Annotated in this window: 25 protein-coding genes; 2 read left to right on the top strand and 23 right to left on the bottom strand. The window is 60.0% G+C overall.

Translation table 11 applies throughout. The annotated features are described in order from the left end of the window. Positions 1-535: 535 nt before the first annotated feature. The gene (uvrA, locus tag GN112_RS33500) at positions 536-3382 is read left to right on the top strand and encodes an excinuclease ABC subunit UvrA (protein ID WP_155314082.1); all 2847 of its coding nucleotides are present in this window, start codon (positions 536-538) and stop codon (positions 3380-3382) included. 78 nt (positions 3383-3460) lie between these two features. On the opposite strand, the gene atpE is transcribed toward uvrA, so the two are convergent. The 16 genes from atpE to GN112_RS33420 form a co-directional block, all read right to left on the bottom strand. Then, a complete protein-coding gene (gene atpE, locus GN112_RS33495; RefSeq protein WP_155314081.1) occupies positions 3461-3733 on the bottom strand; it encodes an ATP synthase F0 subunit C in 273 nt (90 codons plus the stop codon). A 147-nt stretch (positions 3734-3880) separates the two neighbouring features. After that, on the bottom strand, positions 3881-4570 hold the full coding sequence (gene atpB, locus GN112_RS33490) for a F0F1 ATP synthase subunit A (RefSeq protein ID WP_155314080.1): 690 nt from the start codon (positions 4568-4570) through the stop codon (positions 3881-3883). A 2-nt stretch (positions 4571-4572) separates the two neighbouring features. Next, entirely contained in the window at positions 4573-4959 is a 387-nt protein-coding gene (locus GN112_RS33485) for an ATP synthase subunit I (RefSeq protein WP_155314079.1), read from the bottom strand. A 29-nt stretch (positions 4960-4988) separates the two neighbouring features. Continuing rightward, a complete protein-coding gene (locus tag GN112_RS33480; protein ID WP_155314078.1) occupies positions 4989-5207 on the bottom strand; it encodes an AtpZ/AtpI family protein in 219 nt (72 codons plus the stop codon). Positions 5208-5326: 119 nt separating this feature from the next. After that, positions 5327-6124 (bottom strand): dihydroorotate dehydrogenase electron transfer subunit, encoded by a 798-nt coding sequence (locus GN112_RS33475; RefSeq protein ID WP_155314077.1) that lies wholly within the window; start codon positions 6122-6124, stop codon positions 5327-5329. A gap of 62 nt (positions 6125-6186) precedes the next feature. Further along, on the bottom strand, positions 6187-7017 hold the full coding sequence (locus tag GN112_RS33470) for a purine nucleoside phosphorylase YfiH/LACC1 family protein (RefSeq protein WP_155314076.1): 831 nt from the start codon (positions 7015-7017) through the stop codon (positions 6187-6189). Positions 7018-7038: 21 nt separating this feature from the next. Next, positions 7039-7833, bottom strand: coding sequence for a ComF family protein (locus GN112_RS33465; protein ID WP_162459241.1), 795 nt, complete (start codon positions 7831-7833; stop codon positions 7039-7041). 145 nt (positions 7834-7978) lie between these two features. Further along, the gene (rlmB, locus tag GN112_RS33460; protein ID WP_155314074.1) at positions 7979-8761 is read right to left on the bottom strand and encodes a 23S rRNA (guanosine(2251)-2'-O)-methyltransferase RlmB; all 783 of its coding nucleotides are present in this window, start codon (positions 8759-8761) and stop codon (positions 7979-7981) included. A 1-nt stretch (position 8762) separates the two neighbouring features. Beyond that, a complete protein-coding gene (gene gmk / locus GN112_RS33455) occupies positions 8763-9368 on the bottom strand; it encodes a guanylate kinase (protein WP_231717209.1) in 606 nt (201 codons plus the stop codon). Further along, the gene (locus GN112_RS33450; protein ID WP_155314073.1) at positions 9346-9630 is read right to left on the bottom strand and encodes a DUF370 domain-containing protein; all 285 of its coding nucleotides are present in this window, start codon (positions 9628-9630) and stop codon (positions 9346-9348) included. The genes gmk and GN112_RS33450 overlap by 23 nt, the downstream gene beginning before the upstream one ends. 30 nt (positions 9631-9660) lie before the next feature. Next, entirely contained in the window at positions 9661-10542 is an 882-nt protein-coding gene (locus GN112_RS33445) for a YicC/YloC family endoribonuclease (protein WP_155314072.1), read from the bottom strand. Further along, positions 10539-11129 carry a DUF4416 family protein gene (locus GN112_RS33440; RefSeq protein WP_155314071.1) on the bottom strand — a complete coding sequence of 197 codons (591 nt, stop codon included), beginning with the start codon at positions 11127-11129 and terminating at the stop codon, positions 10539-10541. The genes GN112_RS33445 and GN112_RS33440 overlap by 4 nt, the downstream gene beginning before the upstream one ends. Before the next feature lie 15 nt (positions 11130-11144). After that, positions 11145-11321: a Trm112 family protein gene (locus GN112_RS33435; RefSeq protein WP_155314070.1), complete on the bottom strand. Its 177-nt coding sequence runs from the start codon at positions 11319-11321 to the stop codon at positions 11145-11147. Further along, positions 11311-12828: a bifunctional D-glycero-beta-D-manno-heptose-7-phosphate kinase/D-glycero-beta-D-manno-heptose 1-phosphate adenylyltransferase HldE gene (gene hldE, locus GN112_RS33430; protein WP_174247679.1), complete on the bottom strand. Its 1518-nt coding sequence runs from the start codon at positions 12826-12828 to the stop codon at positions 11311-11313. Before hldE ends, GN112_RS33435 begins: the two co-directional genes overlap by 11 nt. Beyond that, positions 12825-13400: a D-sedoheptulose-7-phosphate isomerase gene (locus GN112_RS33425; protein WP_155314069.1), complete on the bottom strand. Its 576-nt coding sequence runs from the start codon at positions 13398-13400 to the stop codon at positions 12825-12827. The genes hldE and GN112_RS33425 overlap by 4 nt, the downstream gene beginning before the upstream one ends. Before the next feature lie 115 nt (positions 13401-13515). Next, a complete protein-coding gene (locus GN112_RS33420; protein ID WP_155314068.1) occupies positions 13516-14457 on the bottom strand; it encodes a GSU2086 family protein in 942 nt (313 codons plus the stop codon). A 291-nt stretch (positions 14458-14748) separates the two neighbouring features. Between GN112_RS33420 and GN112_RS33415 the strand changes: the two genes are divergently transcribed. Further along, on the top strand, positions 14749-16491 hold the full coding sequence (locus GN112_RS33415; protein WP_155314067.1) for an ABC transporter ATP-binding protein: 1743 nt from the start codon (positions 14749-14751) through the stop codon (positions 16489-16491). Positions 16492-16617: 126 nt separating this feature from the next. Here the strand turns inward: GN112_RS33415 and GN112_RS33410 are convergent, their stop codons facing one another. Genes GN112_RS33410 through frr form a run of 7 tightly spaced genes read right to left on the bottom strand, consistent with a single transcriptional unit; the run spans position 16618 to position 25188 of the window. Next, complete coding sequence (locus tag GN112_RS33410; protein WP_155314066.1) at positions 16618-17436, bottom strand: phosphoribosylformylglycinamidine synthase subunit PurQ; 819 nt, start codon at positions 17434-17436, stop codon at positions 16618-16620. Then, the gene (locus tag GN112_RS33405; RefSeq protein ID WP_155314065.1) at positions 17433-20429 is read right to left on the bottom strand and encodes an AIR synthase-related protein; all 2997 of its coding nucleotides are present in this window, start codon (positions 20427-20429) and stop codon (positions 17433-17435) included. Before GN112_RS33405 ends, GN112_RS33410 begins: the two co-directional genes overlap by 4 nt. Positions 20430-20476: 47 nt before the next feature. Further along, entirely contained in the window at positions 20477-21841 is a 1365-nt protein-coding gene (gene rseP, locus GN112_RS33400) for an RIP metalloprotease RseP (RefSeq protein ID WP_155314064.1), read from the bottom strand. A gap of 10 nt (positions 21842-21851) precedes the next feature. Next, positions 21852-23015, bottom strand: a complete 1164-nt coding sequence (locus GN112_RS33395) for a 1-deoxy-D-xylulose-5-phosphate reductoisomerase (protein WP_155314063.1) — start codon at positions 23013-23015, stop codon at positions 21852-21854. A gap of 37 nt (positions 23016-23052) precedes the next feature. Further along, positions 23053-23859, bottom strand: a complete 807-nt coding sequence (locus tag GN112_RS33390; RefSeq protein ID WP_155314062.1) for a phosphatidate cytidylyltransferase — start codon at positions 23857-23859, stop codon at positions 23053-23055. Positions 23860-23888: 29 nt separating this feature from the next. Next, on the bottom strand, positions 23889-24617 hold the full coding sequence (locus GN112_RS33385) for an undecaprenyl pyrophosphate synthase (RefSeq protein ID WP_155314494.1): 729 nt from the start codon (positions 24615-24617) through the stop codon (positions 23889-23891). Positions 24618-24630: 13 nt separating this feature from the next. Further along, positions 24631-25188, bottom strand: coding sequence for a ribosome recycling factor (gene frr / locus GN112_RS33380; RefSeq protein ID WP_155314061.1), 558 nt, complete (start codon positions 25186-25188; stop codon positions 24631-24633). Positions 25189-25247 lie beyond the last annotated feature (59 nt).

The following is a 25247-nucleotide window of genomic DNA, read 5'->3' as shown; positions in this document are numbered from 1 at the left end:
GGATTTTCGGAAAGGGCGTCGCAAGAAAGGGCGACTGCTGAGATAGATACAGAACCGGCGGTTTGGAGTCAATACGAAAGACAGGAGGTTAAACATTTTATTAACACGGTACTAACAAAGAATATTTTTTGTTTTGATTTTGGATAGTTACCGTCTAACTGCCAAGCAACTGCTTCGAAATACAAGGTTTTTTGATGCCAGGATTTTTCCATAAGCATTTTAAGCAGATCGGGAGTTATCAACAAAGTGTGGACAAACCGGTAAACTCAATTTTTCTATGATTTCTTCTGTTTTTCTATGATTTTCGATTTTATCCCCCCAATATTTTTCCTAAGTTCCGGCAGGAAAGAAAAATACCGCTATCGGTATCAAAAAAAGATCTGCCCGCTTACCAGCGTACCGCCATGGGCCGGTGACGGTAAAATAAATTTACAAAACAGAACGTCCCCGGTATGATGGGCGTTGCTTATCGGCCCTTTGATTGCCGTCACACCGACACATTAATGACGCTTACATCAGGCATCCATCCAAATCCGTGACAGCCCTGAACACCATAACCATTGAGGGCGCCAGGCAACACAACCTGAAAGATATCAGTCTTTGCCTGCCGCGCAACCAACTGGTGGTCATCACCGGGCTTTCCGGCTCCGGAAAGTCGACCCTTGCCTTTGACACCCTTTACGCCGAAGGCCAGCGCCGCTATGTGGAGTCCCTCTCCACCTACGCCAGGCAGTTCCTGGAACGGCTGGAAAAACCCGATGTGGACCTGATCGAAGGCCTCTCCCCGGCCATTGCCATCGAACAGAAAACAGCCAGCCACAACCCGCGTTCAACAGTGGGCACGGTTACCGAAATATACGATTTCATCCGTTTGCTTTACGCCCGCACCGGCGTTGCCCACTGCTACCGGTGCGGCCGGCCGATTCTCTCCCAGAGTATCGATGAAATGGTCACCGCCGTCATGCAGCGACCGGAAGGTGCCCGCCTGCTGGTGCTTGCCCCCCTGCATCACGATCCATCTTCCGGCCACAAGGGATTGTTCAAGCGGCTGCGCAAGGAGGGCTTCGCCCGCATCCGCATGGACGGCAAAATTTATGATCTCGAGAGCCTGGGCGACGCTGCCGGCATCCATCCCAAGCAGATCGATGTGGTCGTTGACCGCCTGATCCTGAAATCCACGATTCGCAACCGGCTGGCGGACTCCATGGAACTGGCCATCGGCAGATCCGAAGGGCAGGTGGCAGTGGCGTTCGTGGGAGAACGCATGGACAGCGTGGAGGAGACCCTGCGGTTCAGCGAAACGGCGGCCTGTCTCCGCTGCGGCATCAGCTATCCGGAGTTATCGCCGTCCAGCTTTTCCTTCAACTCACCCCACGGAGCCTGCCCTCACTGCGACGGTTTGGGAATCGTCAGGGCGTTTTCCCCCGCTCGAATCGTTCCCAATCCGGAGCTTTCCCTGAGGGAGGGCGCGGTGGCCGTCTGGGCCCAGCGCCATTCCGTCGCCTTCGCCGAATTTCTGGAGGATCTGACCACCTTTTACGGGGTGGACATCTATACCCCCTACCAGGATCTTCCCGACCACTTCAGATCGGTGCTTATGCACGGTTCCGGAGACCAAAAGATCCCATTTGGTTCCGCCGGCCACGCTACAAAAACGCCCAAACCGTTTGAAGGCATTCTCGCCCAACTGAGCCGGCAATATGCCGAGGCCGGCTCAACCGCAGAAAAAAACACCCTGGCTGAATATATGGCCGAGGATGCCTGCCCGCATTGCCACGGTTCACGCCTGCGCCGGGAAAGCCGGCAGATAAAAATCGACGGCATCCCCATCTTTAAGTTGACCGCACGGTCGATCAGCGACCTGCTGCGTTTCTTCAAAGCCCACCATCCGGATGGCAAACGCCGGTTGATCGCCGAGAAAATCGTCAAGGAGATTGTCGCCCGTCTGGCGTTTCTGGAAGATGTGGGGCTGGGCTACCTGACCCTCGACCGGCCGGCCCATACGCTCTCCGGCGGAGAGAGCCAGCGCATCCGCCTGGCCACCCAGATCGGCGCCAAACTGACCGGCGTTCTCTATGTGCTGGACGAGCCCAGCATCGGTCTGCATCAACGCGACAACAGCCGACTGCTGGGCACGTTGACCCGCATGCGCGACATGGGCAACTCGGTATTGGTGGTGGAGCATGACGAGGAGACCATTCTTGCCGCCGATCATGTGGTGGACATGGGCCCCGGCGCCGGAATGAAGGGCGGCCATGTGGTCTTCCAGGGCACCCCCGCCCAGTTGCTGGGCGATGCCCATTCACTGACCGGCAGGTATCTTTCCGGACGGCTGCGCATTGATCTGCCGGAACGCCGCCGGCCCGCCGACCAGGGATCAATCCGCATCACCGGTGCCTGCCAGAACAACCTGAAAAACATCGACGTGACCTTCCCCCTGGGGGTGCTGACCTGCGTCACCGGGGTTTCCGGGTCGGGCAAGTCCACCCTGGTCATCGAGACCCTTTACCGGGCCGCCCGACGGCGTCTGCAGCAACTCAACCTGTCGGCCGGTCACTTCGGGGCCATTGCCGGGCTTGAACGGGTCGATAAGATCATCGACATCGACCAGTCTCCCATCGGTAAAACCCCACGCTCCAACCCGGGAACCTATACGGGTCTGCTGTCACCGATCCGCGATCTGTTCAGCCGTACCCCGGAGGCCCGCATGCGCGGGTATAAACCGGGCCGCTTCAGCTTCAACATGCGTGGGGGGCGTTGTGAAGCCTGCGGTGGCGACGGTATTATCCGCATCGAGATGCATTTTCTGCCCGACGTCTATGTCCCCTGCGATGTGTGCCGGGGCAAACGCTATAACCGGGAGACACTGGAAATCCGCTACAAGGGCAGAAACATCGCCGAAGTGCTGGCCATGACGGTCAATCAGGGGCTGGCCATGTTCCAGAATGTCGAGGCCATCCGCACCAAGCTCCAAACCCTGGCCGATGTGGGGTTGGGCTATGTTCCCATCGGCCAGTCGGCCACCACGCTGTCCGGCGGGGAGGCCCAACGCATTAAACTGGCCCGTGAACTCAGTCGGCGCAGCACCGGTAATACACTGTATATTCTCGACGAACCCACCACCGGCCTGCACCCCGACGATATCCGCAAATTGCTGGGTGTGCTCGGCCGCCTGGTGGATGCCGGTAATACGGTGGTGATTATCGAACACAACCTGGACGTCATCAAAACGGCCGATCACGTCATCGACCTTGGACCGGAGGGAGGAGACGGTGGCGGATTCATCGTGGCGGCGGGCACCCCTGAGGATATCTGCCAGGTCGAAGATTCCCACACGGGCCGCTACCTTAAAAAGGTTCTGGGAAACCGCATGCCGTCATGATTCGCTGGCGGCGCATAAAAAAAGCCCCCTGCCACAGCAGGGGGCTTTTTTTAGGTGCTGGGTACTGAAAAATCAGTGTTAGCCAAGCAGTCCGGCGATGGCGGCAGCCTGGGGATGCGCGTAGATCAGGATCAGGGAAACAACGAGTGCGTAAATACACAGAGATTCGATCATGGCCAGACCGATCAGCATGGTCACGGTGACTTTACCGGAAGATTCGGGATTGCGGGCGATGCCTTCAACGGCGGCCTTGAGGCCCATGCCCTGTCCGAGGCCACAACCGAAAGCGGCGATTGCAATACCAAACCCAGCGGCGGTCACACATGCGATAAAAAACTGTAATGCTTCCATATTCTCCACGTCCTCCTTAAAAAGATTGATAGTTGTTAGGGCTTCTTCCAGTTACCCCAATTCGATTGAACCTGAGCCAATCCACCCGGCGGGTCTGATCCGCTGACCGGCGGATCGGCATTCATCCAAAGTATGCCGGCTACCGCATCAGTGGGCGTGTTCCATGGCTCCTGAGAAGTAGATGATGGAGAGCAGGAAAAAGACAAATCCCTGCACGAAGGCCACAAAAATACCCAGAGCCATGATCGGCAGCGGCGCAAAGAAAGCACCGGCCAGACCGAAGAGGATCGCCAGAACGATCTCGTGTCCCATCATGTTTCCAAAAAGACGGAAAGAGAGGGAGAGAATTCGAGCCAAGTGACCGATGATCTCAATGATGAAGATCAGCGGCGACATCCACCAGACCGGTCCCATGAAGTGTTTGATGTATTTCGCACCATGATATTTGATACCAATGACGTGGGTGAAGACCACGACAACGATAGCAACGGATGCAGTGGTGTTGAGATTGGCGGTGGGCGGAAAGAATCCGGGGATGATTCCGATCAGGTTACCGATAAAAACATAAAGGAAAACCGTACCCGCCAAAGGGAACAGCCAGCGGGCCTCTTCACCGGCCGTCTCCACCATGAACTCCTCAATTCCGGAAACGATCACTTCGAACAGGTTCTGGGTCTTTCCCGGAATCATGGAAATGGTTTTGGTGGCCAGGGCGCCGCCGATGATCAGAATCGCCATGAGCACCCAGGAGTAAACCACATGGGTATAAGTGTGGGCGAAATGTCCCAGGCCGATCGCTTCAAAAATCTTGACGAAAAATAGATAGGGATGCTCCATCCTTAGACCGCCTCCTTGAAAATTAGTTTTTTAAGCTCAACCATGGTGGCCAGGGTGATGCTGACCACCACAACGGAAAGACCGAGAAACAGACCGATGGGATTCACCACCTGCTGGCGGATGAGAAAAAAGATGATCACGCCGCTGATGATGAAGCGGATGTAATATTTAACGAGAACCACATTGGGAGATGCCAGCCGCGACGGGCGGAGCGCGTTTTTCAGCGTTCTGGCCAGAAGATGAAAGTTGATCGTAACGATCAGGCCGCCGAAGATCAGCCCCCGGGCAAACGAGGGAGAAGTGGCCACGAACCCCAGCAGACTGACAGAGGCCAGAAGCACCCAGTTGGACCGTGTGACGAATGTGAGTAAGCGCTGCTGAATGTTCACTGTAGGCGTCGTTTCTTCGCGGCTTCAGGTCACAGTTTACGGCTCTTCTTAATCGCCAGGCCGATGTTGCGGTATCCGGCGGCGATACCGAGCCCCAGGAAAACAAGCATCAACCATGGTGCGGTGTCAAAGCGCCTGTCCAGATACACCCCGATCCCCAACCCGATAAAGATGGAGAGTGACACGGAGAAGCCCAGGCTCGAATAAAAAGCCAGGTCCCGTATCCAGGTTCTTGTTTCTTTTTTCATGGGAGTCGACCTTTCTCCGAAGATAGCATGGCATCGGATAAGGTCTTGATCGGAATACGTGCCTCTACCATAGCTGATTTTTCAAGTCAATCTTAAAGTGTTACGTCTGACGGGCACGGTCACCAGACCAGTTCGCGGGCATCGAAAACCGGGCCGTCCATGCAGACGTGGCGATACCGCGCCGCATCGCCGCGCGTCTGAACGGCACACCCCAGGCAGGCGCCCATGCCGCAGGCCATCATGGCTTCGATGGAGACCTGGCAGGGAATGTTGCGCGCCAGGGCGATGTCCGCCACGGCCTTGAGCATGGCCGGGGGCCCGCAGGCACAGATCAGGTCGGCCGCACCGGCATCCAGGGTTTTCATCAAACTTTTCGTGACCACCCCCATACTTCCCTGGCTGCCGTCATCGGTGGAAATGTCCAGCAAAAATCCGGGCAGGTCGAACTCACCGATACAGACCAGGTCATCTTTGGTTCTCCCGCCGATGAACACCACGCAGCGATCCAGCGCCCCCTCTCGTTCCAGTAGCGACTGCGCCAGAAAACGGATCGGCGGCACGCCGACCCCGCCGGCCACCAGAATCAGCTGGCGGCAGTCGTCCGGCACCAGAAACGCGTTTCCCAGCGGCCCGATTACCGACAACCAGTCTCCGGCGCGGCAGCGGGCCAGGGCTTCGGTGCCCTTGCCCACCACCTTGAAGAGGATTTCGATCCCGGTCACCTGTTCCCCGTCTTTAATCAGCCCCAGCAGGGAAAAGGGCCGGCGCAGCAGGGGACGGTTCTGGCGGCCCACGCGAACCATGACGAACTGCCCGGGCCGGGCGGATTCGAATCCGGCGCTACAGGCCAGCCCCAGGCGCCAGTATCCTTTGGCCGCCGCCTGATTCCACAGCACGATGGCATCCTGAATGATCATGCGTTCAATTCCTCACGTCCCTATCGTAAAATTTCCTTTTCAAGCAGCCCTGCCTCCGTCAATCAACGATTTCCACCAACCGGTTCGTCCAGACCGATCAGTGCGGCCAGCCGGCCGGTTTGCCGCGACACCCGGTAGGAGAAAAAAAGATGCGGGTTGCAACGGGTACAGATATCCGCACCAAACAGGTTATCCGCCGACAGACCGGCAGCGACCAGTTGATGCCGGCTGATGCGCCAGAAATCGAAATGGCACGTCCCCACCCGAAACCGCCACAGCGGCTCGGGGATCTCCGTCCGATAGTTGACAAACTCGGCACAGCACGGCCCCAGGGAAGGCCCGATGGCAGCCGTCATGCCGCCGGGGTCACAACCGAACCCAGTGATCATCCGGGCCACCGTATGGCCGATGATGTTGGCCACACTGCCCCGCCAGCCACTGTGAACGTTGGCCACCACCCGCTTGACCGGATCGACCAGCATCACCGCCTGGCAGTCGGCGGTCTGGATCAGCAGACGAATGCCGGGCACATCGGTGATCAGGGCATCGGCGGCCACCGGTGCCGTCTGGATGGCCGCGTCACGGTCACCCAGAGTTTGCCGTGTAATCACCCCGACGGTGGTCCCGTGATTCTGGCGGCTGTACACATGAATGCCACCGGTAAGCCGGTGCAGCCACCGGCGATTGGACGTGACCGCCACCGGATCGTCGCCAACACCGAAACTCAGGTTCATCCCCTCGAAAGGCGGCCAGCTGGCCCCGCCCGCCCGAGTGGTGATCGCGTGGATCACTCCCGGCAAACGATTCAAGGCCGGGAATTGAAACAGCTGGTTTTGCTCTCTTTTCAGCAGCAGCAAGGGACACCGACTCTCAACCGTTTTTTTCAACAGCATCGTCTTTGGAGCCGCCGAGGGTCACAGGGCCCTGGCCAGGGTGAGCAGATCAACCCGTTCGGCGCCGGCCTGCAAAAGCGTCCGGGCGCAGGCATCGGCAGTGGCGCCTGTGGTCAGCACATCGTCCACCAGCAGCACCCGTTTCCCGGCGGCCTGGCCGGGCTGCCTAACCCCAAAGGCATTTTTGATGTTCCTCCGGCGCTGCCGCCGGTCCATGCCGGTCTGGGGGGGCGTGGCCCGCCGGCGCACCAACAGATCGCGGACGATGGTGCCTCCGGTGGGGAGGTTCCAGTGCCGGATCAGCAGGTAAGCCTGGTTGAAACCGCGCTGGCGGAAACGCCGGCGGTGAAGGGGCACCGGTGCGACCAAATCGATCTCGCCTGGCTCCCAATGACGCCGGAAGACGTCCAGCAGCAAGTCACCCAGTGGGACGGCCAAGGCGACGATCCCCCTGAATTTCAGCGCATGAATGGCGGATCTCAGGGTTTCGTCGTAAATGCCCAGCGCACGGGCCCGGGTAAAGGCCCCCGGTCGCTCCAGGCAACGGCCGCACAGATGATTGTCGCCTTCCCGGCTTTTAAAAACCAGACCGCAGCGACTGCAAAAAGGCGAGGATACCGCCGTCCAGCGCTGACGACAGACCGGACAGAACTGATCGGCCAGGGCCTGGGACAGATCCGGGTCTGCCACGGCCCCGTCGGTTGCGGGCCGCTGTGAACCGCCGCGCAGGAACAGGTGACCGCAACGCCGGCAACAAAACGGGAAAAGGGCATCAATCGCGCTAAACAACCAGCGCCGAACCACCGGCCCGCCCATCGCCCGGCCCCTACCGCCAGTGTCTATTTCATCAGGCTGACAATCGCTTCGGCAAACTGGGAGTATTTGATTTTCTCTGCATTGGCCATCGGCCCCACCTCCTTCCTGAGAGGAAATGTTTGGTTCATCGTTCACCATTGGACGGTCAGTGCTGTTCATGCCGCTGACGATAGGTTTCAAAGAGCACCACCGCGGCGGCAGCCGAAGCGTTCAGCGAATCCACGCGGCCGCACAGAGGGATGGAGACCAGGAAATCGCACGCCTGCCGCACCAGCGGTCGCAGTCCCTTCTCCTCCCCGCCCACCACCAAAGCCAGGGGGCCTTGCAGATCGGCCTGGAAAACGGTTTGCTGCGCTTCCATGGCCAATCCGGCCACCCAAACGCCTTTTTTTTTCAGCCATTCGATGGCCTGGGTCAGGTTGGTCACCTGACAAAGCCGGGTGTGTTCCAGGGCACCGGCCGAGGCCTTGGACACCGCCGGGGTGGCCCCGGCGGCACGGTCCTTGGGAATCACCAGGGCATCGACCCCCGCGCAGTGCGCAGATCGCACGATCGCCCCCAGGTTGTGGGGATCTTTGATGCTGTCCAGAAGAACCAACAGGCAGCTGCCATCGCCACCGGTTTCGGGCAACGAGAGCGATTCCAGTGTCGCCATGGGCAACGGCGAGGCCGTCATGGCCACCCCCTGATGGTGGTCGCTGCCGCAGGCCGCGCGCAGCGCCTCTACCGTCACCGTCTGAACAGGGATACCGCGCGGTTGGGCCAGTTCGATGACGCGGCCCTGGCGCTCGGAGGGCACCTGGCGATCCATCATCACGGCATTGATGCGCCGCCGGCCGGCCATCAGCGCCTCCATCACCGGGTGGAAGCCGTATAATACCTCCCTGGCATTCGGTCCGGGCCGCCGCTGGCGGTTCTTGGGAACCATCTCAGTCGGCCTCACCTTTCAGGATGCGCACAAACCGGTCGATGGCCGCCGGCAAGTCATCGTTGACCACCACGTACCGGTAGCGTTCCTTCTGGGCGATTTCCGCCTTGGCATTGCGCAGTCGTTTTTCGATCACGTCCATGTCGTCCTGGCCGCGGGCGGTAAGCCGCTGGCGCAAAGCCGCCATGGAGGGGACCATGATAAAAATCGTGATGGTCTGCGGATACCGCTCGAGGATCTGCCGGGCGCCTTGGACGTCAATGTCCATGAGCACATCCCGCCCGGCGGCCAGATGGCCGTCGATAAAACGGGCCGAGGTACCGTAGTAGTTGTCGTGCACCTGGGCCCACTCCACCCACAGGCCTTTGTCAATGCCTTTTTGGAAATCCTCGCGGCTGACAAAGAAGTAATCGCGCCCGTCCTGCTCCCCGGAACGCGGTGGGCGGGTGGTCGAACTGACCGAGTAGACCAGGTCCGGCAATTGCTTACGGGCGGCCTGGCACAAGGTGCTCTTACCGGCACCCGACGGGGCCGAAACCACAAAAAGACGACCACTGCCAGCAGATTTATCCGGTGCGACCGGATCATTGGGGGCCATCGGGTCCATTCACACTCACCTTTTCCTTTTTCAAATCCTCGAACCGCTGGGCCACGGTTTCGAACTGGATCGCGGACAACACGATATGATTGCTGTCCATGACAATGATGGCCCGGGTCCGCCGTCCCTGGGTCGCATCCACCAGATGCCGCTGTTCGCGGGCCTCGTCCTTGAGCCGCTTCATGGGCGAGGAACTGGGGGAGACAATGGCCACCACCCGTTCGGCCACCACCGTGTTGCCGAAACCGATATTGAGCAGTTTTTTTTCCATGATCAGCGCTCCCCGATCCGCTCAGTGGGTCTACTCGACATTCTGAACCTGTTCGCGCAATTTCTCCAGCTCCGATTTCACCGCCACGATCGTGTGGGACATGCTCGCCTTGCCCGATTTGGAGCCCATGGTGTTGAACTCGCGGTTGAACTCCTGCAGCAGAAAATTGAGCGGCCGGCCGGCCGGTGCGTCGTCGGCCATGAGCGAGCGGAACTGCTGGATGTGGCTTCTGGCCCGCACGATCTCCTCGGAAATATCGCTGCGGTCGGCCAACAAGGCTGCTTCCTGGGCAATGCGGGTCTGATCGATCTCGACGATGCCATGGGTCAGCGCCTCGATGCGCTCGACAAGCCGCTGGCGGTACATTTCAGGCACCTGACCGGCCTGCGCGTCGATCTCTGCCAGCATGGTTTCGATGGCAGCCAGGCGCTGTTTGAAGTCCTCGGCCAGATTGGCCCCCTCCACCCGGCGCATGGCGTCCAGATCGGCAAGCGCCTTGGCTAGACACGGCTGTAACTGCCGCCAGACCGCATCCACATCCTTTTCCACCTCTACCGTCTGGATCAGCCCACCTGTGGCCAGGACCGTCTCCATGGCGACGGGGTCGCTTTTTCCCAGGGCCTGGTTCAGATCGCACAGCGCCCGATGATAGGCTTTCGCCCGCGGCAGGTTGACCTCGAACACCGTGCTCGCCTCGGACTCGTCCTGGATGATCACACGGATCTCCACCCGTCCCCGGGCCACGGTCCCGGCAATGCGGGTCTTGATGCGCTCCTCCAGCGGTTCGAAACCGTGGGTCAGTTTCAGGGCCACGTCCAGGTGGCGGCTGTTGTACGTTCGCACCTCGATACGGAAGGTGAACGGCGCGACCTGCTGTTCCACCCGGGCGTAGGCGGTCATGCTCTTGATCATGAAAACTCCCCGCCGGCGTCGGGCGATGCACTGCCGGGCAGCGCATCCGGCTTCCGGGCCAGCTCTTTTTTAAGGTCGATCATATACTTATTTCGAACCAGGGTTAAAAAGTCAATCAGACGCCGGTCGGCATAGTCCGGGTAGGTCCATGGCAGCGTGCGAAAAACGCCTTTCCGGTAAATCAGGGTCAGGTCGGCATAAATCCCCTCGCCGATGTAGATGCGGTGAGTAAAATTCTTCCCGGTGGCCAGGACAAAGCGTTCGGGAAGCAGGTAACCGGGATCGATGTTCACCCGGCGCCGGCCCCCGCGTTGAAGCGTGTTTTCCAGTTCGTTGGTCATCCGTTTGATCGCGGCCAGCCGGGTTTGTTCGATCAGCGGTTTGAAAACCATCAGCCGACGGAAAAGGGGCGCCCCCATCTCCTTTTCGTAGTAGCTGGTAAAATCAAAGTCGAGCCAGGGGCTGATCATGTCCACAGGGCCCAGTCGGGCCTGCAGCATCCCGGCGATGTCCGCGGCCAGGGATCGCTCCTTTAAAAAAAATCCCACGATCGGCTTGGCCGGTTTGGGGGGCTGGGGGCGGCTCATGGATAACCGGATCGCTTACGCAGTGGCCAGGGGTTTGGCTTCTTCGATGAGCATGATCGGAATATCATCGCGGATTTCGTAAACCAGTTTGCAGGCATCGCAGACCAGGCCGTCCTCGGCCTCGTTGAGATGAATGTCGCCTTTGCATTTGGGGCAGGCAAGAATGTCGAGCAGTTCCGGGTTAATGGCCATGGGTTTCTCCTCTATCGGGTTGATTGCCGTTGGATGACAGTTTGCGGGCGATGGCGGTGGTGCTGTGCCCGGGCAGGATATCCACCAGGCGGACCTGGCCGCCGTAGGCTTCGACAACGTTTCTGCCGACCACATCCTCGATGCGGTAATCCGCCCCCTTGACCAGGATGTCCGGCTTGAGCTGGCCGATCAGGGTCAATGGGGTGTCTTCGTCGAAGAAAACCACCATATCCACATCCTCCAGGGCGCTCAGGATGGCGGCCCGGTCCTCGCCGGGCAGGATGGGCCGGCTCTCGCCCTTGAGCCGGCGAATGGAGGCATCCGTGTTCAGGCCCACGATCAACCGGTCGCCCAGATGGCGGGCCTGGTGCAGCAGGCTGACATGACCGGGATGCAACAGATCGAAGCAACCGTTGGTGAAAACGATGCGCTGGTCGGCCTGCCGCCAGCGGGAAAGCCGCGCCGCGGCCTCCTGGGGGTCGGCAACCTTCCACAGCGTTGAAGACGGCCGCGACTGCCCGGTGTCGGCCAGTTCACGGACCAGTTCGTCCATGCGCACCGGCTGCGTGCCGACTTTCGCAACCACGATACCAGCCGCCACATTGGCCACCCCGGCGGCAGCGGCAACATCCAGCCCCGCGCCCACACAGGCGGCCAGGGTGGCGATGACCGTGTCGCCGGCACCGGAGACATCAAACACCTCCCGGGTGCGGGCAGCAATCATCACCGGACCGTTGGCATCACCGAAAAGGGCCATCCCCCTGCCCCCCCGGGTAACCAGCAGCCAGTCGAGGGAAAGCCGCCGGCGCAACGTCCCGGCAACATCCACCAGGGACTTCTCATCGCCAATCCGGGCACCATGCACCTGCTCCAGTTCCGCGGTGTTGGGGGTTACCGCAGTGGCGCCGGCATAACGCTGCCAGTCACTGTCTTTGGGATCGACGAAAACCGGCACCCCCGCCTTTTGGCAGGCCTGGATGATCCGCTGAACGTCGTCGATGCGCCGGAACATGCCCTTGCCGTAATCAGAAAGGACCACCGCGCCCACCGATGAAAGCATCGGTTTGATCGACTCGAGGATACTCGCCGCCATGGCCGCATCGATGTCGTTGCCGCTCTCCTCGTCAAGCCGCACCACCTGCTGCTTGCCGGCCATGATACGCGTCTTGGTAATGGTGGGCCGCCGGGTGTCCACCAGGCAGTGATCGGTGATATGGGCGTCTGCCAGCATGGCGCTGATCTTTTGCGCCGTCGCATCGGCACCGACCACCCCCATCAGAAAAACGCGGCAGCCCAGCCCGGCGAGGTTGGCGGCCACGTTGCCGGCACCGCCGAGAGAGAAGGTCTTCTCGTTGACCTTGACCACCGGCACCGGAGCCTCGGGGGAAATGCGGCGCACCTCGCCCCAGTAGTAGCGGTCCAGCATCAGATCGCCGACCACGAGCATCGTTGTCCGCTCCAGGCGGCCGGGAAGATCCTTGTAAAGGGAAGATACAGGTGCCGTCATACCGAATCGCCCCTGCCCGCCGGCAATCCGCTCTCGATCTGCCAGGCCCAGTAGTGCAGGATAAAAATGTGCGCCTCCTGGATGCGCGCCGTGGTGTCGCTGGACACCACGATGGCCCGGTCGACCCGCGATTTCAGAGCACCGCCGTCCTTGCCCAGCAGGCCGATGGTGGCGATCCCCATGGACCGGGCGGATTCCACGGCCCGGATCACGTTGTCGGAGTGCCCCGATGTGGAAATGCCAATGAGCACGTCGCCGGAACGGCCGAGTCCTTCCACCTGCCGGGCGAAAACTTCCCGGTACCCGTAGTCGTTACCCACGGCAGTGAGAATCGAGGTATCGGTGGTCAGCGCCACGGCCGGGTAAGCCCTCCGCTCCCGTTCGAAACGGCCGACGATCTCGGCGGCAAAGTGCTGGGCATCACCGGCACTGCCCCCGTTGCCACAGGCCATGATTTTGGCGCCGGCCAGAAGGCAGGCCAACATAGTCTCTCCGGCAGCCTGGATCGCCGGCGCGATGGTTTTCAGATTTTGCAGACACCGCACATGCTGATCGATCATCGTGTCAAGCATGGTTGCTCCTCTTGCTTCATTCAAATTGGCGAAGGGCTAACCATCCCGCCAATCCATGCGTCAAAAAGTGGGCTTACATAGCATACACCAGCGTCTTTTGCAGCACTTTTAACGATCATGCCGCCTCGTAGATCGCCACGGCCAGCAAGGGAATCATGATCTCATGATGACCGGTAATGGCGTATCCGCTGCCACCGCCCAGGACCGGCCGCCGGACCACATTCATCCCCGGGCGGTAGTGCTGGATCATATCGAAATTGGCCGTGGTGAAGTCCACGACCGGATGGCCCAAGTTGCGCGCCACGGAAATGGCCTTCAGGAACACCTCCGGCATGATCACCGCACTGCCCAGGTTGAGCACCACCCCGCCGCCGCCCAATTCGGCCACGCTGGCCGCGAAAATGCGGAAATCCCGCAGGGAAGCCTCACCGATGGCGGCACCGGAGGCCGTGGGATGCTGATGAACAATATCGGTGCCCATGGCCACATGCAGGGTGTAGGGAATTTTCAGACGGTAGGCCCGGGCGATCAAGGCCCGATCGACATGGGGCGCGTTTTCCTCGAGCAGCAGTGCCCCCACCGCCTCGCCGAAGCCTTCTTTGCCGGCAGCTGCCCGCCGGGCCGCGTCATTGACCAAAAGGGCGGTATCGGCGGCCATGCCGAAGGAGCCGTCGGCCAGTTGGGCGGCCACATCCTCGGAAGTGCTGCCGAAGCGGGCCAGTTCGGTGTCGTGAATGGCGGCGGCGCCGTTGGAGGCCAAATGGGTAATGAAGCCGTCGGCAGCCAGTCCGGCCAGCACCGGTGCACACCCGGTCTTGATCACATGCCCGCCGAACATCACGATCACCGGCTTTTTCAGGCGCCGGGCCGCCGCCACTGCCCGGGCCACGGCCTTGAGTTCGTCGGTCTTGAGCACTGACGGCAGGCGTTCCAGGAATTCGGCCATCCGCATACCGGCTCGCAGTGGCTTTCCCTCGATATTGGTGGAAACCTTCGATGCCCGCCCGGCAGCCGAATAGGTGGTTATTTTTGACAGATCGATTTCATCATAGGGCATTATTACCGTCCATTCGCCAGTGTGGGTCCGCCTTGGGATTCAGCGGACAAAAACCAGCTGTATTGCCAGGCCAGCAGGTTCTTTTTTGGTCGTTTTTATATAATGCCGGCTACGCCTTGGCAATGCCTATCCCACAAAGCGGCCCTTCCTGAATGGAGCCACCTTCCGTTCATTTCAATCCTGATCATTTACAAAAAACGGTCCTTGGGTTAATAGCCTGAACCATTGAGTTCGCAATAAACAGGGCAGTGACCCGCAGCAAAGGGAATGAATGTGAACCATTTCTTTGGCATGAAAATAAAAAATCGCCATCGAGACCTGTTGTCCCTGATCAAAAAAAATAGCGGACGATTGATTTTGGCGGCCGGGTGCAGCCTGCTGGTATCGGCATCCACGACGGCAATGGGCTACCTGATCAAACCGGTGATCGACGACATTTTCGTCAACCGCGATACCAGCGGGCTGTTGCTGCTGCCGCTGGTGGTGATTGCCGTTTTTTTGATCAAGGGGGTGGGCAGCTACGGACAGGAATATTTCATGAACTACGTTGGCGAAGATATTATTCGTCGGCTGCGCAACCAGCTTTATGATCGCATTCAGGATCTGTCCCTGGCCTTTTTTCAGAAAGAACGCACCGGTACCCTCATGTCGCGAATCACCAACGATGTCAATATCCTTAAATCGATGGTGTCAACCGCCGTCACCTCGTCCTTGCGCGACATCTCCACCATCATCGGGCTGGCGGCGGTGATCCTTTACCAGAACTGGCGCATGGCGATTCTTGCCTTCATCGTTCTTCCTGCCGCGTTCTGGCCGGTGTTTATCCTGGGCCGCAAGGTTCGCCGGGTCAGCACCGGCTGCCAGCAGGCCATGGCCGACCTCAACGCGTTCCTGCACGAAACGTTCGCCGGCAACAAAATCGTCAAGGCCTTCGGCATGGAACAGCATGAAAAGCAGCGTTTCTTTGATCGGACCAGTCGACTCTTCGATCTGGAAATCAAAGGCGTCATTGTACAGGCCATCTCCTCCCCGGTCATGGAATTTTTCGGCGGGCTGGGCATCGCTTTTGTTATCTGGTACGGCGGATCTGAGGTCATCGCCGGCAAGACCACGCCGGGGACATTCATGAGCTTCCTGGCCTGTGTTCTGCTTCTGTATGATCCGGTAAAAAAAATCAGCCGCTTGAACAATTCGATTCAACGCGGAATGGCCGCCGCCGATCGCGTGTTCGATATTATCGAAACCCCACCGGACATCATTGATCCGCCCACCCCCCATGAGATCGCTTCATGCACCCATAATTTGTACTTCGAAAACGTCTCTTTCAGTTATGGGGACCAGGACGTTCTCAGCGGCGTCAATATCAGCGTCAACCCGGGGGAGGTGCTGGCTCTGGTGGGCATGAGCGGTGGCGGGAAAAGCACCCTGGCCAATCTGATTCCCCGCTTTTACGACGTCACGGAGGGGAAAATTCTGATTGACGGTATTGACATCCGCCAATTTGCCGTTGCCGATCTCAGGCGGCAAATCGCCATTGTCACCCAGGAACCGATCCTCTTCAACGAAACCGTCCGCGATAATATCGCCTATGGCCGGTCGGAGGCCACGGAGGAACAGATCGTCGCCGCCGCCAGGGCGGCGTTTGCCCACGATTTCATCATGCGCTTTCCAAGCGGGTACGATACCATGATCGGTGAATTGGGCGGCCGCCTGTCCGGCGGTGAAAAACAGCGGCTGTGCATTGCCCGGGCGCTGATCAAGGATGCGCCGATCCTGATCCTGGACGAGGCCACCTCCTCGCTGGATTCCGAAGCCGAAGCCGTGGTTCAGAAGGCCCTTGAAAACCTCATGCACGGACGCACGACCATCGTCATCGCCCACCGGCTCTCAACCATTGCCGGCGCCGATCACATCGCCGTCATCGTTGGTGGCCATGTCGTGGAAACGGGGTCCCACGAGACCCTGCTCGTCCAAAAGGGAGAGTACTTCAAGCTTTACACGATGCAGTATGCCACCTCCGGCAAGCACGCATGAACGGGAAAGCCACATCCTCAAAAAGCTGAATTGCAGCCAGGACCGGATCCGTTCATCTTTGAAGATCGCTTTTAAATATTTCTTATTGAACGACATGAACGGTCCGCAAGGCCGGCGATGACACAATCAACCGCTGAAGTAGGCCACGGCATTCTCGAACACCCGGATCCCCTCGCCCACCGTGGTTGGGGGCACCGTCCCGCGCCGCTTGTCCATTTCCAGGCGACGGGTCCACGCCGGATGGTTGGTGACGTGGTTGTAGGCTTCGGGGTGGGGCATCAGGCCGAAGACCCGTCCGCTGGGATCGCAGATGCCGGCGATGTCCATCAGGGATCCGTTGGGGTTGTGGGGAAAGGTACCGTCGGCAACCCGCCCGTCGGGCAGGGCGTAGCGCAGGGCGATCTGGTTTCCCGCTGACAGGGTTTGGATCGTTTTGTCGTCCGCATAGAACTTGCCTTCACCGTGGCGCACCGGCAGATCCAGGGTCTCGATGCCCCGGGTGAAAATGCAGGGCGAATCGGGGTTGACCGCCAGATGCACCCACTGATCCCGGAAATTGCCGCAGTCGTTGTTGGTCAGGGCCACGGAGCGGCAGGTGTAGTCGCCGTCGATACCGGGCAGCAGGCCCAGGTTCACCAGGGTCTGGAAGCCGTTGCAGATGCCCATGACCAGTTTGTCGGCGGCCACGAAGGCCAGCAGCCGGTCGCCCAGGTTGGTTTTCAGGCGCAGGGCCTGGATCACCCCGGCACCGTGGTCGTCACCCCAACTGAAGCCGCCACCGAAGACCAGGATCTGAAAATCGTCCAGACGGACATCTCCGCCAATCAGGGTGTTGATGTGCACCCGGTTGGCCACGGCACCGGCCAGCTCAAAGGCGTACGCCGTCTCATGATCACAGTTCAGGCCAAAGCCCGTCAGCACCAGTACGTTCGGTTTCACACTCATATCAGATCCCCAAAAGGCCGTTTCCAGGCCGCCTTCATTGCGTCTACGCTCAGTGTTGCCAGGTTCTTGCCATCCGTTCCGGTAATCGCCAGTTCCGGCGCCTGGGTCACCTCGCCCACGCAGGCGGCCGGCCGGCCGGCAAACAGGGCGGCAAAGGCATCCTGGTTGTCGGGTGCCACGGTAACGATAAACCGGCCGGCACTTTCCGAGAACAGCAGGGTGTCGCTGCGCAAGGCGTCCCCGGCCGGCACCTTGGCCAGATCCACGGTCATCCCCAGTTCACCGGCCATGGCCACCAGCCCCAAGTGCACGGCCAGGCCGCCGCGGTAAACGCCGTGGCAGGAGGCCAGCAGCCCCTGGCGGATGGCATCGGCCATCCGCCGGTACACCTCGGCAAAAGCCTCGGGGTCCACGGTGGGCACATTGACCCCGATCTTGCCCAGATGGTCGTAATATTCGGACCCGCCCAACTCGTCGCGGGTCATGCCGACGATCCAGACCCGGTCGCCGGCCACCTTGCTGTCCAGGGTAATGCACTGGCGAACATCGTCGATCACGCCGGTCACCGAAAACTGCAATGTCTCCAGGGCGGAGACCTTGTGGGTTTCGCCGTAACGGCCCGGCAGGTGGCCGTCCACATACATGGAGTCCTTGCCCGACAAAAGCGGGATCCCGTAGGCCAGGCACATGCGCTCCAAAGCCTTGCAGGCGCGCACCAGTTGGGCGGCCTTGTGGCGGCCGTCGGGATTTGTCTTTGGGTCATACTGGATGTTGGGCCAGCAGAAGTTGTCCACCCCGCCCAGGTGACCGGGGTCGCCGCCCACGGCAATGGCCCGCCGCACGGCCTCGTCTATGGTGCAGGTGGTCATGTGATAGGCGTCGATGGCCGAGTACATGGGAATCAGGGCCTGGGAGAAAACCAGTCCGCACTGGGAGGCAAGCACCGGACGGATCACGGCGGCGTCTGTGGGAATGTCCTGACCAGCGCCCACCAGGGGCTTGATCACGCTGCTGCCCTGCACCTCGTGGTCGTACTGGCGGGTGACCCACGCCTTGGAGCAAATGTTCGGCCGGGCCAGAAGATCCAGGATCAGGCCGGCCATATCAATGGGGGTGCCCAAGACCGGCTCGCTGAGTCCGCGCCGCTCCGGCGGCTGCCAGACCGCCTCGAATTCCCACTTGGGAAAAGCCGAGGTGAGCAGATCCAGATCGACGTACGCGCAGGTGACGCCGTTGTAAGTGATGTGAATCTTGCCGCTGTCGGTATAGGTACCGATCACCGTGCTCTCCACGGCATGCAACCGCGACAGGGCCATGAAACGATCCAGGTGCCTGGGATCGATGGCCACGGTCATGCGCTCCTGGGATTCGGAAACCCAGATTTCCCACTGGTCCAGGCCGTCGTATTTCAGCGGCACCTTCTCCAGTTGAATCTCGCAGCCGCCCGAAAAACGGGCGCTCTCCCCCACCGACGAGGAGAGTCCGCCCCCGCCGTTGTCGGTAATGAAGCGAATCAGCCCTTCGTCACGGGCCTCCAGCAGAAAATCGTGCATCTTCTTCTGGGTGTAGGGGTCGCCGATCTGCACATGGCCGGCCGGGGTGTTCGCGGAAAAGGTGGCCGACGAGGCGGTCACCCCGTGGATACCGTCCTTGCCCACCCGGCCGCCGCACATGATCGCCAGATCGCCGGGGTAGATGGTCTTCCGGTCCGACGGCGCGCCGTCGACCGTTGCCGGCATGATCCCCAGGGCGGTGACGAACACCAGGCACTTGCCAAGATATCCGGGATGAAACATCACCTGTCCGAAGGGGGTCGGGATGCCGCTCTTGTTGCCACCGTCGCGCACGCCTTCGATCACGCCATCCAAGAGTCGTTTGGGATGCAGTTTGGGTTTGAGATCGCCGGCGTAATCCCGGGGCCCCACGCAGTACCCATAACTGCCCATGATCAGCCGGGACCCCTTGCCGGTACCCATGGGATCGCGGTAGATGCCGACGATACCGGTAATCGCGCCGCCGTAGGCCTCCATGTTGGAGGGCGAGTTATGGGTCTCGCCGGTGATGGTGTAGCAATTGTCGTCATCAAAGCGCCCCACGCCGGCGTTGTCCCACAGCACCGACACCACCCACGGTTTTTTCTTCTGCAGGGCCAGGGTGGGCGCCTCGATATAGGTCTTGAAGAGGCTCTCGATGGTCTCGCTCTCACCGGTCGACAGGTCGCGGTAGTAAAAGCGTCCGCCAAAGGTGTTGTGGTTGCAGTGATCGCTGCGCCCCTGGGAAATGTACTCCAGCTCCACATCGGTGGGGTCGCCGAGGGAGACCGCTTGGCGCTGGCGCTGAACCACCGGGTCGAGGAAATAGGCCCGGATGGTGGGAATGTCGCTGGGATTGAGGGAGAGGCTGCGCTCGTCGCTGAGCCGCGCCAGGGTCGCATCGCTGTCGATGGCCAGCGTGGTCACCTCGGGGGTGTGATCGAGAATCACCTTGGGGATGACAAAACCGATGCCGGTCCCAGGATCCCACTGGCTGCGGTCGTACACGGCCCATTGCTGGATGATGTCATTGGCCAGGATCTCACCGGCGATCTTCTCGGCATCCTGGCGGGTGATGGTGGCGCCCTTGAGACAATAGCGCCGGGAGGTATAGATTGCCTGGCCGGGAGCCAGTTTCACGCGCAGGAGATCCTCCACCGCCTCCACGGCCGTGGCCCCGGGGTTGTCGCGCACGCCGGGCCGGAAACCGATCCAGATGATCCAGTCGAAATCCACGGCCAGCGGCGTCAGGTCCGAGACCTGGGTCACCGGATTGGTAAAGATTTCGCTACGTGCCGTCTCGACCTGGGCATCGGCCAGATCCGCATCGATGGTCACGATCTGGATCGTGCGTACCGTGTCGATGTCGATATCGAAGTAGTTCTTGGCTTTATGGCGAAGGGCTTCCCCTTCGGCATCCACAAGGTTTTCCGTGAGCGTAATTTCTATTCGTTGCGGCATAACGTCCACATCCGTTAAGGATAGCAAAAGGTTGAAAAATTGTTCGTCTAACTCGCAAAAAGACGGGTTATATCGTTATAAAAAACAAAAATCATCAACAGGATCAAAATAAATATCCCGGCCTGCTGGGCAATCTCGCGCATGCGCATGTTGACCGGCCGCCGGATGATCGCCTCGATGAAAAAAAACATCAGATGGCCACCGTCGAGCACCGGGATGGGCAGGAAGTTGAGTACGGCCAGGTTGATGCTCAAAACGGCAATGAAGAAGATCAGATTGGTCAGCCCGGCTTCGGCCTGCTGGCCGGCCATCTCGGCGATCATGATCGGACCGCCCAGGGTCTTGGTGGAGACGGTGCCTTTGATCAGTTTGCCGATGCTCAGAATGGTCAGTCGTGAAATCTGGTAGGTCTGGCCGACGCTCTCCTGCAGGGCTCCCCAAAGTCCCCGTTTGACAATGATCCGGTCGGCATCGGGAATCGTGATTCCCGGCGTGGAGATGCCGATGCGGTAGCTGTCGACCTTCTCACCACGAACGTTTTCCTCACTGAACAATACCGGTATGATCTCCACGGTCAGGGTTTCCGCACCGCGCCGCACCCGCACGGACAGGGCCTCGCCCTTGCTCTGGGAGATGATCGTCTTCATGGTGTTCCAGCTGTCCACCGGCGTCCCGTTGATGCCGATGATCAGATCGCCCTTTTTGAGGCCGGCCTTTTTGGCCGGGTAGCCCTCGGCCACCTCGCCCACGATGGCTTTAAGCGGCGGAAGCCCCGAGAATCCGGCATCGTAGTAAGGCGTGTCATCCCCCAGAATATCCTTGGCCACCTTGGTCTGGGGCGTCAGGGTGACATCGAACAGCTCTCCCCCCCGCCGGGCGGTGATGTGTGCCGGAGTTCCGCCTCCGTCGGCGATCAACCGTTCAATATCCCCCCAGGCGGCCACGGTTTTGCCGTCAATGGCCACGATCTCGTCGCCATTGCGAAACCCGGCCCGGGCCGCCGGACTCTCGGCTACCACATGCTTGACCACCGGCCGGATATCCTCGGTGCCGATGAAATAAAAAAAGCCGAAGTAGATGATCACGGCCAGCAGCAGATTGAAAAAGGGGCCGGCGGCAACGATCAGGATTTTCTTGAAAACATGCTTGTGGGTGAACGAGTAGGGGATCATCTCCGGATCGATTTCGGCATCCGGCTCGTCGCCCACCATTTTGACATAGCCGCCCAGGGGGATGGCCGAAAGGCGATAATCGGTAATCCCGACGGTCCGGCCCAGCAGGCGCGGACCGAAACCGAGCGAGAACTTCTCGACCCCCACCCCGAAAAGCCGGGCCACCAGAAAATGGCCCAGCTCGTGGAAAAAAATGAGCACACCAAGAACGACGACAAAGGCAAAAATACTGGTTGTCATAGGCGAAACCTTAACATTCCTGTTGGCGGATCAGGTCAACGGCCGTTTTCCGGGCCCAGCGGTCCGCCGCGATAATCTGCTCAAGATCCGGTTGGCCCTCTGCCCGGTGGCGGTTCAGCGTCTGATCGATAATCGCGTAAATTCCCGTGTAGGGCAGCCGCCCTTCCAGAAACGCGGCCACGGCAATCTCATTGGCCGCGTTGAGCACGGCGGGATGGGTGCCCCCCGCCTCTCCGGCCCGAAAAGCCAGGGCCAGGCAGGGAAACCGCTCCAGGTCCGGATCCTCAAAGGTGAGCTGTCCCAGGGCGGCAAAATCCGGTGCGGGCATATCCAGCGGCAGCCGGTCGGGATGGGAGAGGCCGTAGGCGATGGCCCCCTTCATGTCCGGGATACCCAGTTGGGCGATCACCGCCCCATCCTGATAAGTCACCATGGAATGAATGATGCTCTGGGGGTGGACCACCACCTTAATCCGGTCAAAATCGACGTCAAACAGCCAGCGCGCCTCGATCACCTCCAGCCCCTTGTTCATCAGGGTGGCCGAATCGATGGTGATCTTGCTGCCCATGGACCAGTTGGGGTGGCGCAGGGCGGCCGCCGGCGTAATGGCGGCAAATTCGGCAGCCGGCGTCTGCCGGAACGGCCCGCCGGAGGCGGTCAGCAGAATCTCGCGAACCTCGCTGTGGCGGTGACCGGCCAGACTTTGGAAGATGGCGCTGTGCTCGCTGTCCACGGGCATCAGTTTCACCCCTCGCTCAGCCACCCGGGCCATTACGATCTCCCCGCCCATGACCAGGGTTTCCTTGTTGGCCAGGGCGATATCCTTGCCGGCGTCGATGGCGGCAAGGGTGGGTGCCAGCCCGGCCGCGCCCACCATGGCGCCCAAAACCATATCACTCTCGGGCAGGGTAGCCGCCATCACGTAACCGGCATCGCCGGTGACGATGCGCACGTCAACATCCGCTGGCAACAGCGACCGGAGCTGTCCGGCATGGGCATCATCGATCACGGCAACCAGGCGCGGCGAGAATTCGACAATCTGCCCGGCCAATGCGGCGATGCTGGTCTTGGCGGCCAGGGCCACGACACGGAATTGGCCGGGGAACTGCCGCACGATCTCGAGGGCGTTGGTGCCAATCGATCCGGTCGACCCCAGGATGGAAAGTGATTTCATGATGGTTTCATTTCTAACGGATTAAAGGCAATTTAGATCAAAATATACTGATTTTCAGCAGATAGGCAAGCGGCGAGGCAAACAAAAGGGCATCCAGCCGGTCCAGGAAACCGCCGTGGCCGGGAAGCAGGCGGCCGGAATCTTTGATACCGGCCGAGCGTTTGAACTCCGATGCAAACAGATCGCCCACCTGCCCGGCAATGCCGATAACCAGGGCGAACGCGACGACCGGCAAGGTGGCCAAACCGGGAAGCAGGATCATCTTGAACACCAGGCCGGTGATGACGTTGGCGGTCAACCCGCCCAAACTGCCTTCAATGGTCTTTTTGGGACTGACCCAGGGACAAAGCTTGTGGCGCCCCAGATAGGTACCGGTGTAGAACGCGCCGGTATCGCCGGCAGCAACGACCAAGAGCAGCAGGAAAATCCACTGGGCGCCACTTTCGCCAGCGCGTATCAAAACCAAAAATGAGAGCAGCATGGGAATATAGACCAGCCCCAGCACCTGTTTGGCCACCAGGAAAGGGGCCTGCGAGTCATTTTTGAAAATGGGCAAGGTCAATCCGGCCACCACGACCAGATCCACCGCCAGGATCAGGGGCAGCGGAGTCAGGCCCCAGCGCTGTACGGCCACGACGATGACCGGTGCCAGACAGAGCCCGAGAACAACCATGACCTGACGCAGCCCTTTGTTCGGAGGCGGAAAAACGGCCTGGTAGTACTCCCAGAGGGTCAGCGCCGACACGGCGGCGATCAGCAGGAGAAAAACAGGTCCACCGGCAGCGACCAGCAGGTAGACAATGGGAACGGCAACGATTCCGGTGATCCAGCGTTTCAGGTGCATGGGCGTTCCTGGAGCCTCTGAACTCCGGTTTAGGGTGAGAGGACCCCGCCGAAACGGCGTTCCCGGTTCTGGTAATCGCTTAAAATCCGGATAAACTCCGCCTCGCCGAAATCGGGCCACAGCGTGGGGGTGAAAACCAGCTCCGCGTAGGCGATCTGCCAAAGCAGAAAATTGCTCAGTCGCTGTTCACCGCTGGTACGAATCAACAGGTCCGGATCGGGCAGTCCACGGGTATAGAGGTGGTCGGCAACGATCTGCTCCGTCACCGCATCCGGATCGATGGTACCAAATTTTGCGGCGGCGGCGATCTGCCTGGCCATGTGGACGATTTCCGTGCGCGCCCCGTAACTAAGCGCCAGGGTCAGGGTCATTTTGGTGTTTTCCGCGGTCTCGTCGATCACGGCAAGCAATTTGTCGCGAACCGCGTCCGGCAGCCGGTCGGTCTCGCCAATGGTGTTCAGCCGGATCTGTTTGTCGATCAGCGTTTGCCGTTCAGACTCCAGAAAACGGCGCAGGAGCAGCATCAGGCCTGAAATTTCGGACTGGGGACGCTGCCAGTTTTCGGTGGAAAAGGCGTAAAGGGTGAGTGCGTCGATATTGAGGCGGCGGGCGGTGCGCACGACGGTCCGTACGGCTTCCGCCCCCTTTTCATGCCCGTTGATGCGGTTAAGCAGGCGTTTTTTGGCCCAGCGGCCATTGCCATCCATAATGATGGCAACGTGTCTGGGCATCCGATCAGGGTCGAGTTCATTCCGCATCGAAGAGGATGAACTAAAATTCAAGGATTTCCTTCTCTTTGCTTTTGTATATCTCGTCGATCTTGGCGATATACTCGTCGGTGATTTTCTGAACTTGATCCTGGGCCTTGAAGGCATCGTCTTCGGCGATGTCGCCGTCTTTCTTGAAACCTTTGAGCAGGTCATTGGCGTCGCGTCGAATATTGCGGGTGGCGACCTTGTGTTCTTCACACATCTTGCTGACCACCTTGACCAGCTCCTTGCGGCGCTCTTCGGTCAGGGGCGGAATCGAAATGCGAATCAGTTTCCCATCGCTGGAAGGCGTCAGGCCGAGGTCGGACTTTAAAATCGCCTTCTCGATCTCCTTGATGGCGGAGACATCCCAAGGCTGGATAACGATCAGCCGGCTCTCCGGCACGGAGAGGGAGGCCATCTGGTTCAGTTGGGTCTGGGCACCGTAATAATCGACCCGGATACCGTCCAAAAGCGCAAGAGAGGCCCTTCCGGTCCTCACCCGTTTGAGTTCGTTTTCCAGTGCGCCGATGGTCTTGCCCATCCGCGATTTGGTTTCCTGAAGGGTTTCATCGATCATGGTAGTTACCTCGGTAGGGCGGGGTTAGCGCAGTATCGGTCGGGGCGTCCCAACGGCCG

The sequence above is a fragment of the Desulfosarcina ovata subsp. ovata genome (assembly GCF_009689005.1).
GTDB lineage: Bacteria > Desulfobacterota > Desulfobacteria > Desulfobacterales > Desulfosarcinaceae > Desulfosarcina > Desulfosarcina ovata.
The sequence above is the reverse complement of the archived record's forward strand: the minus strand, read 5'-3'. Positions and strand labels throughout refer to the sequence as shown.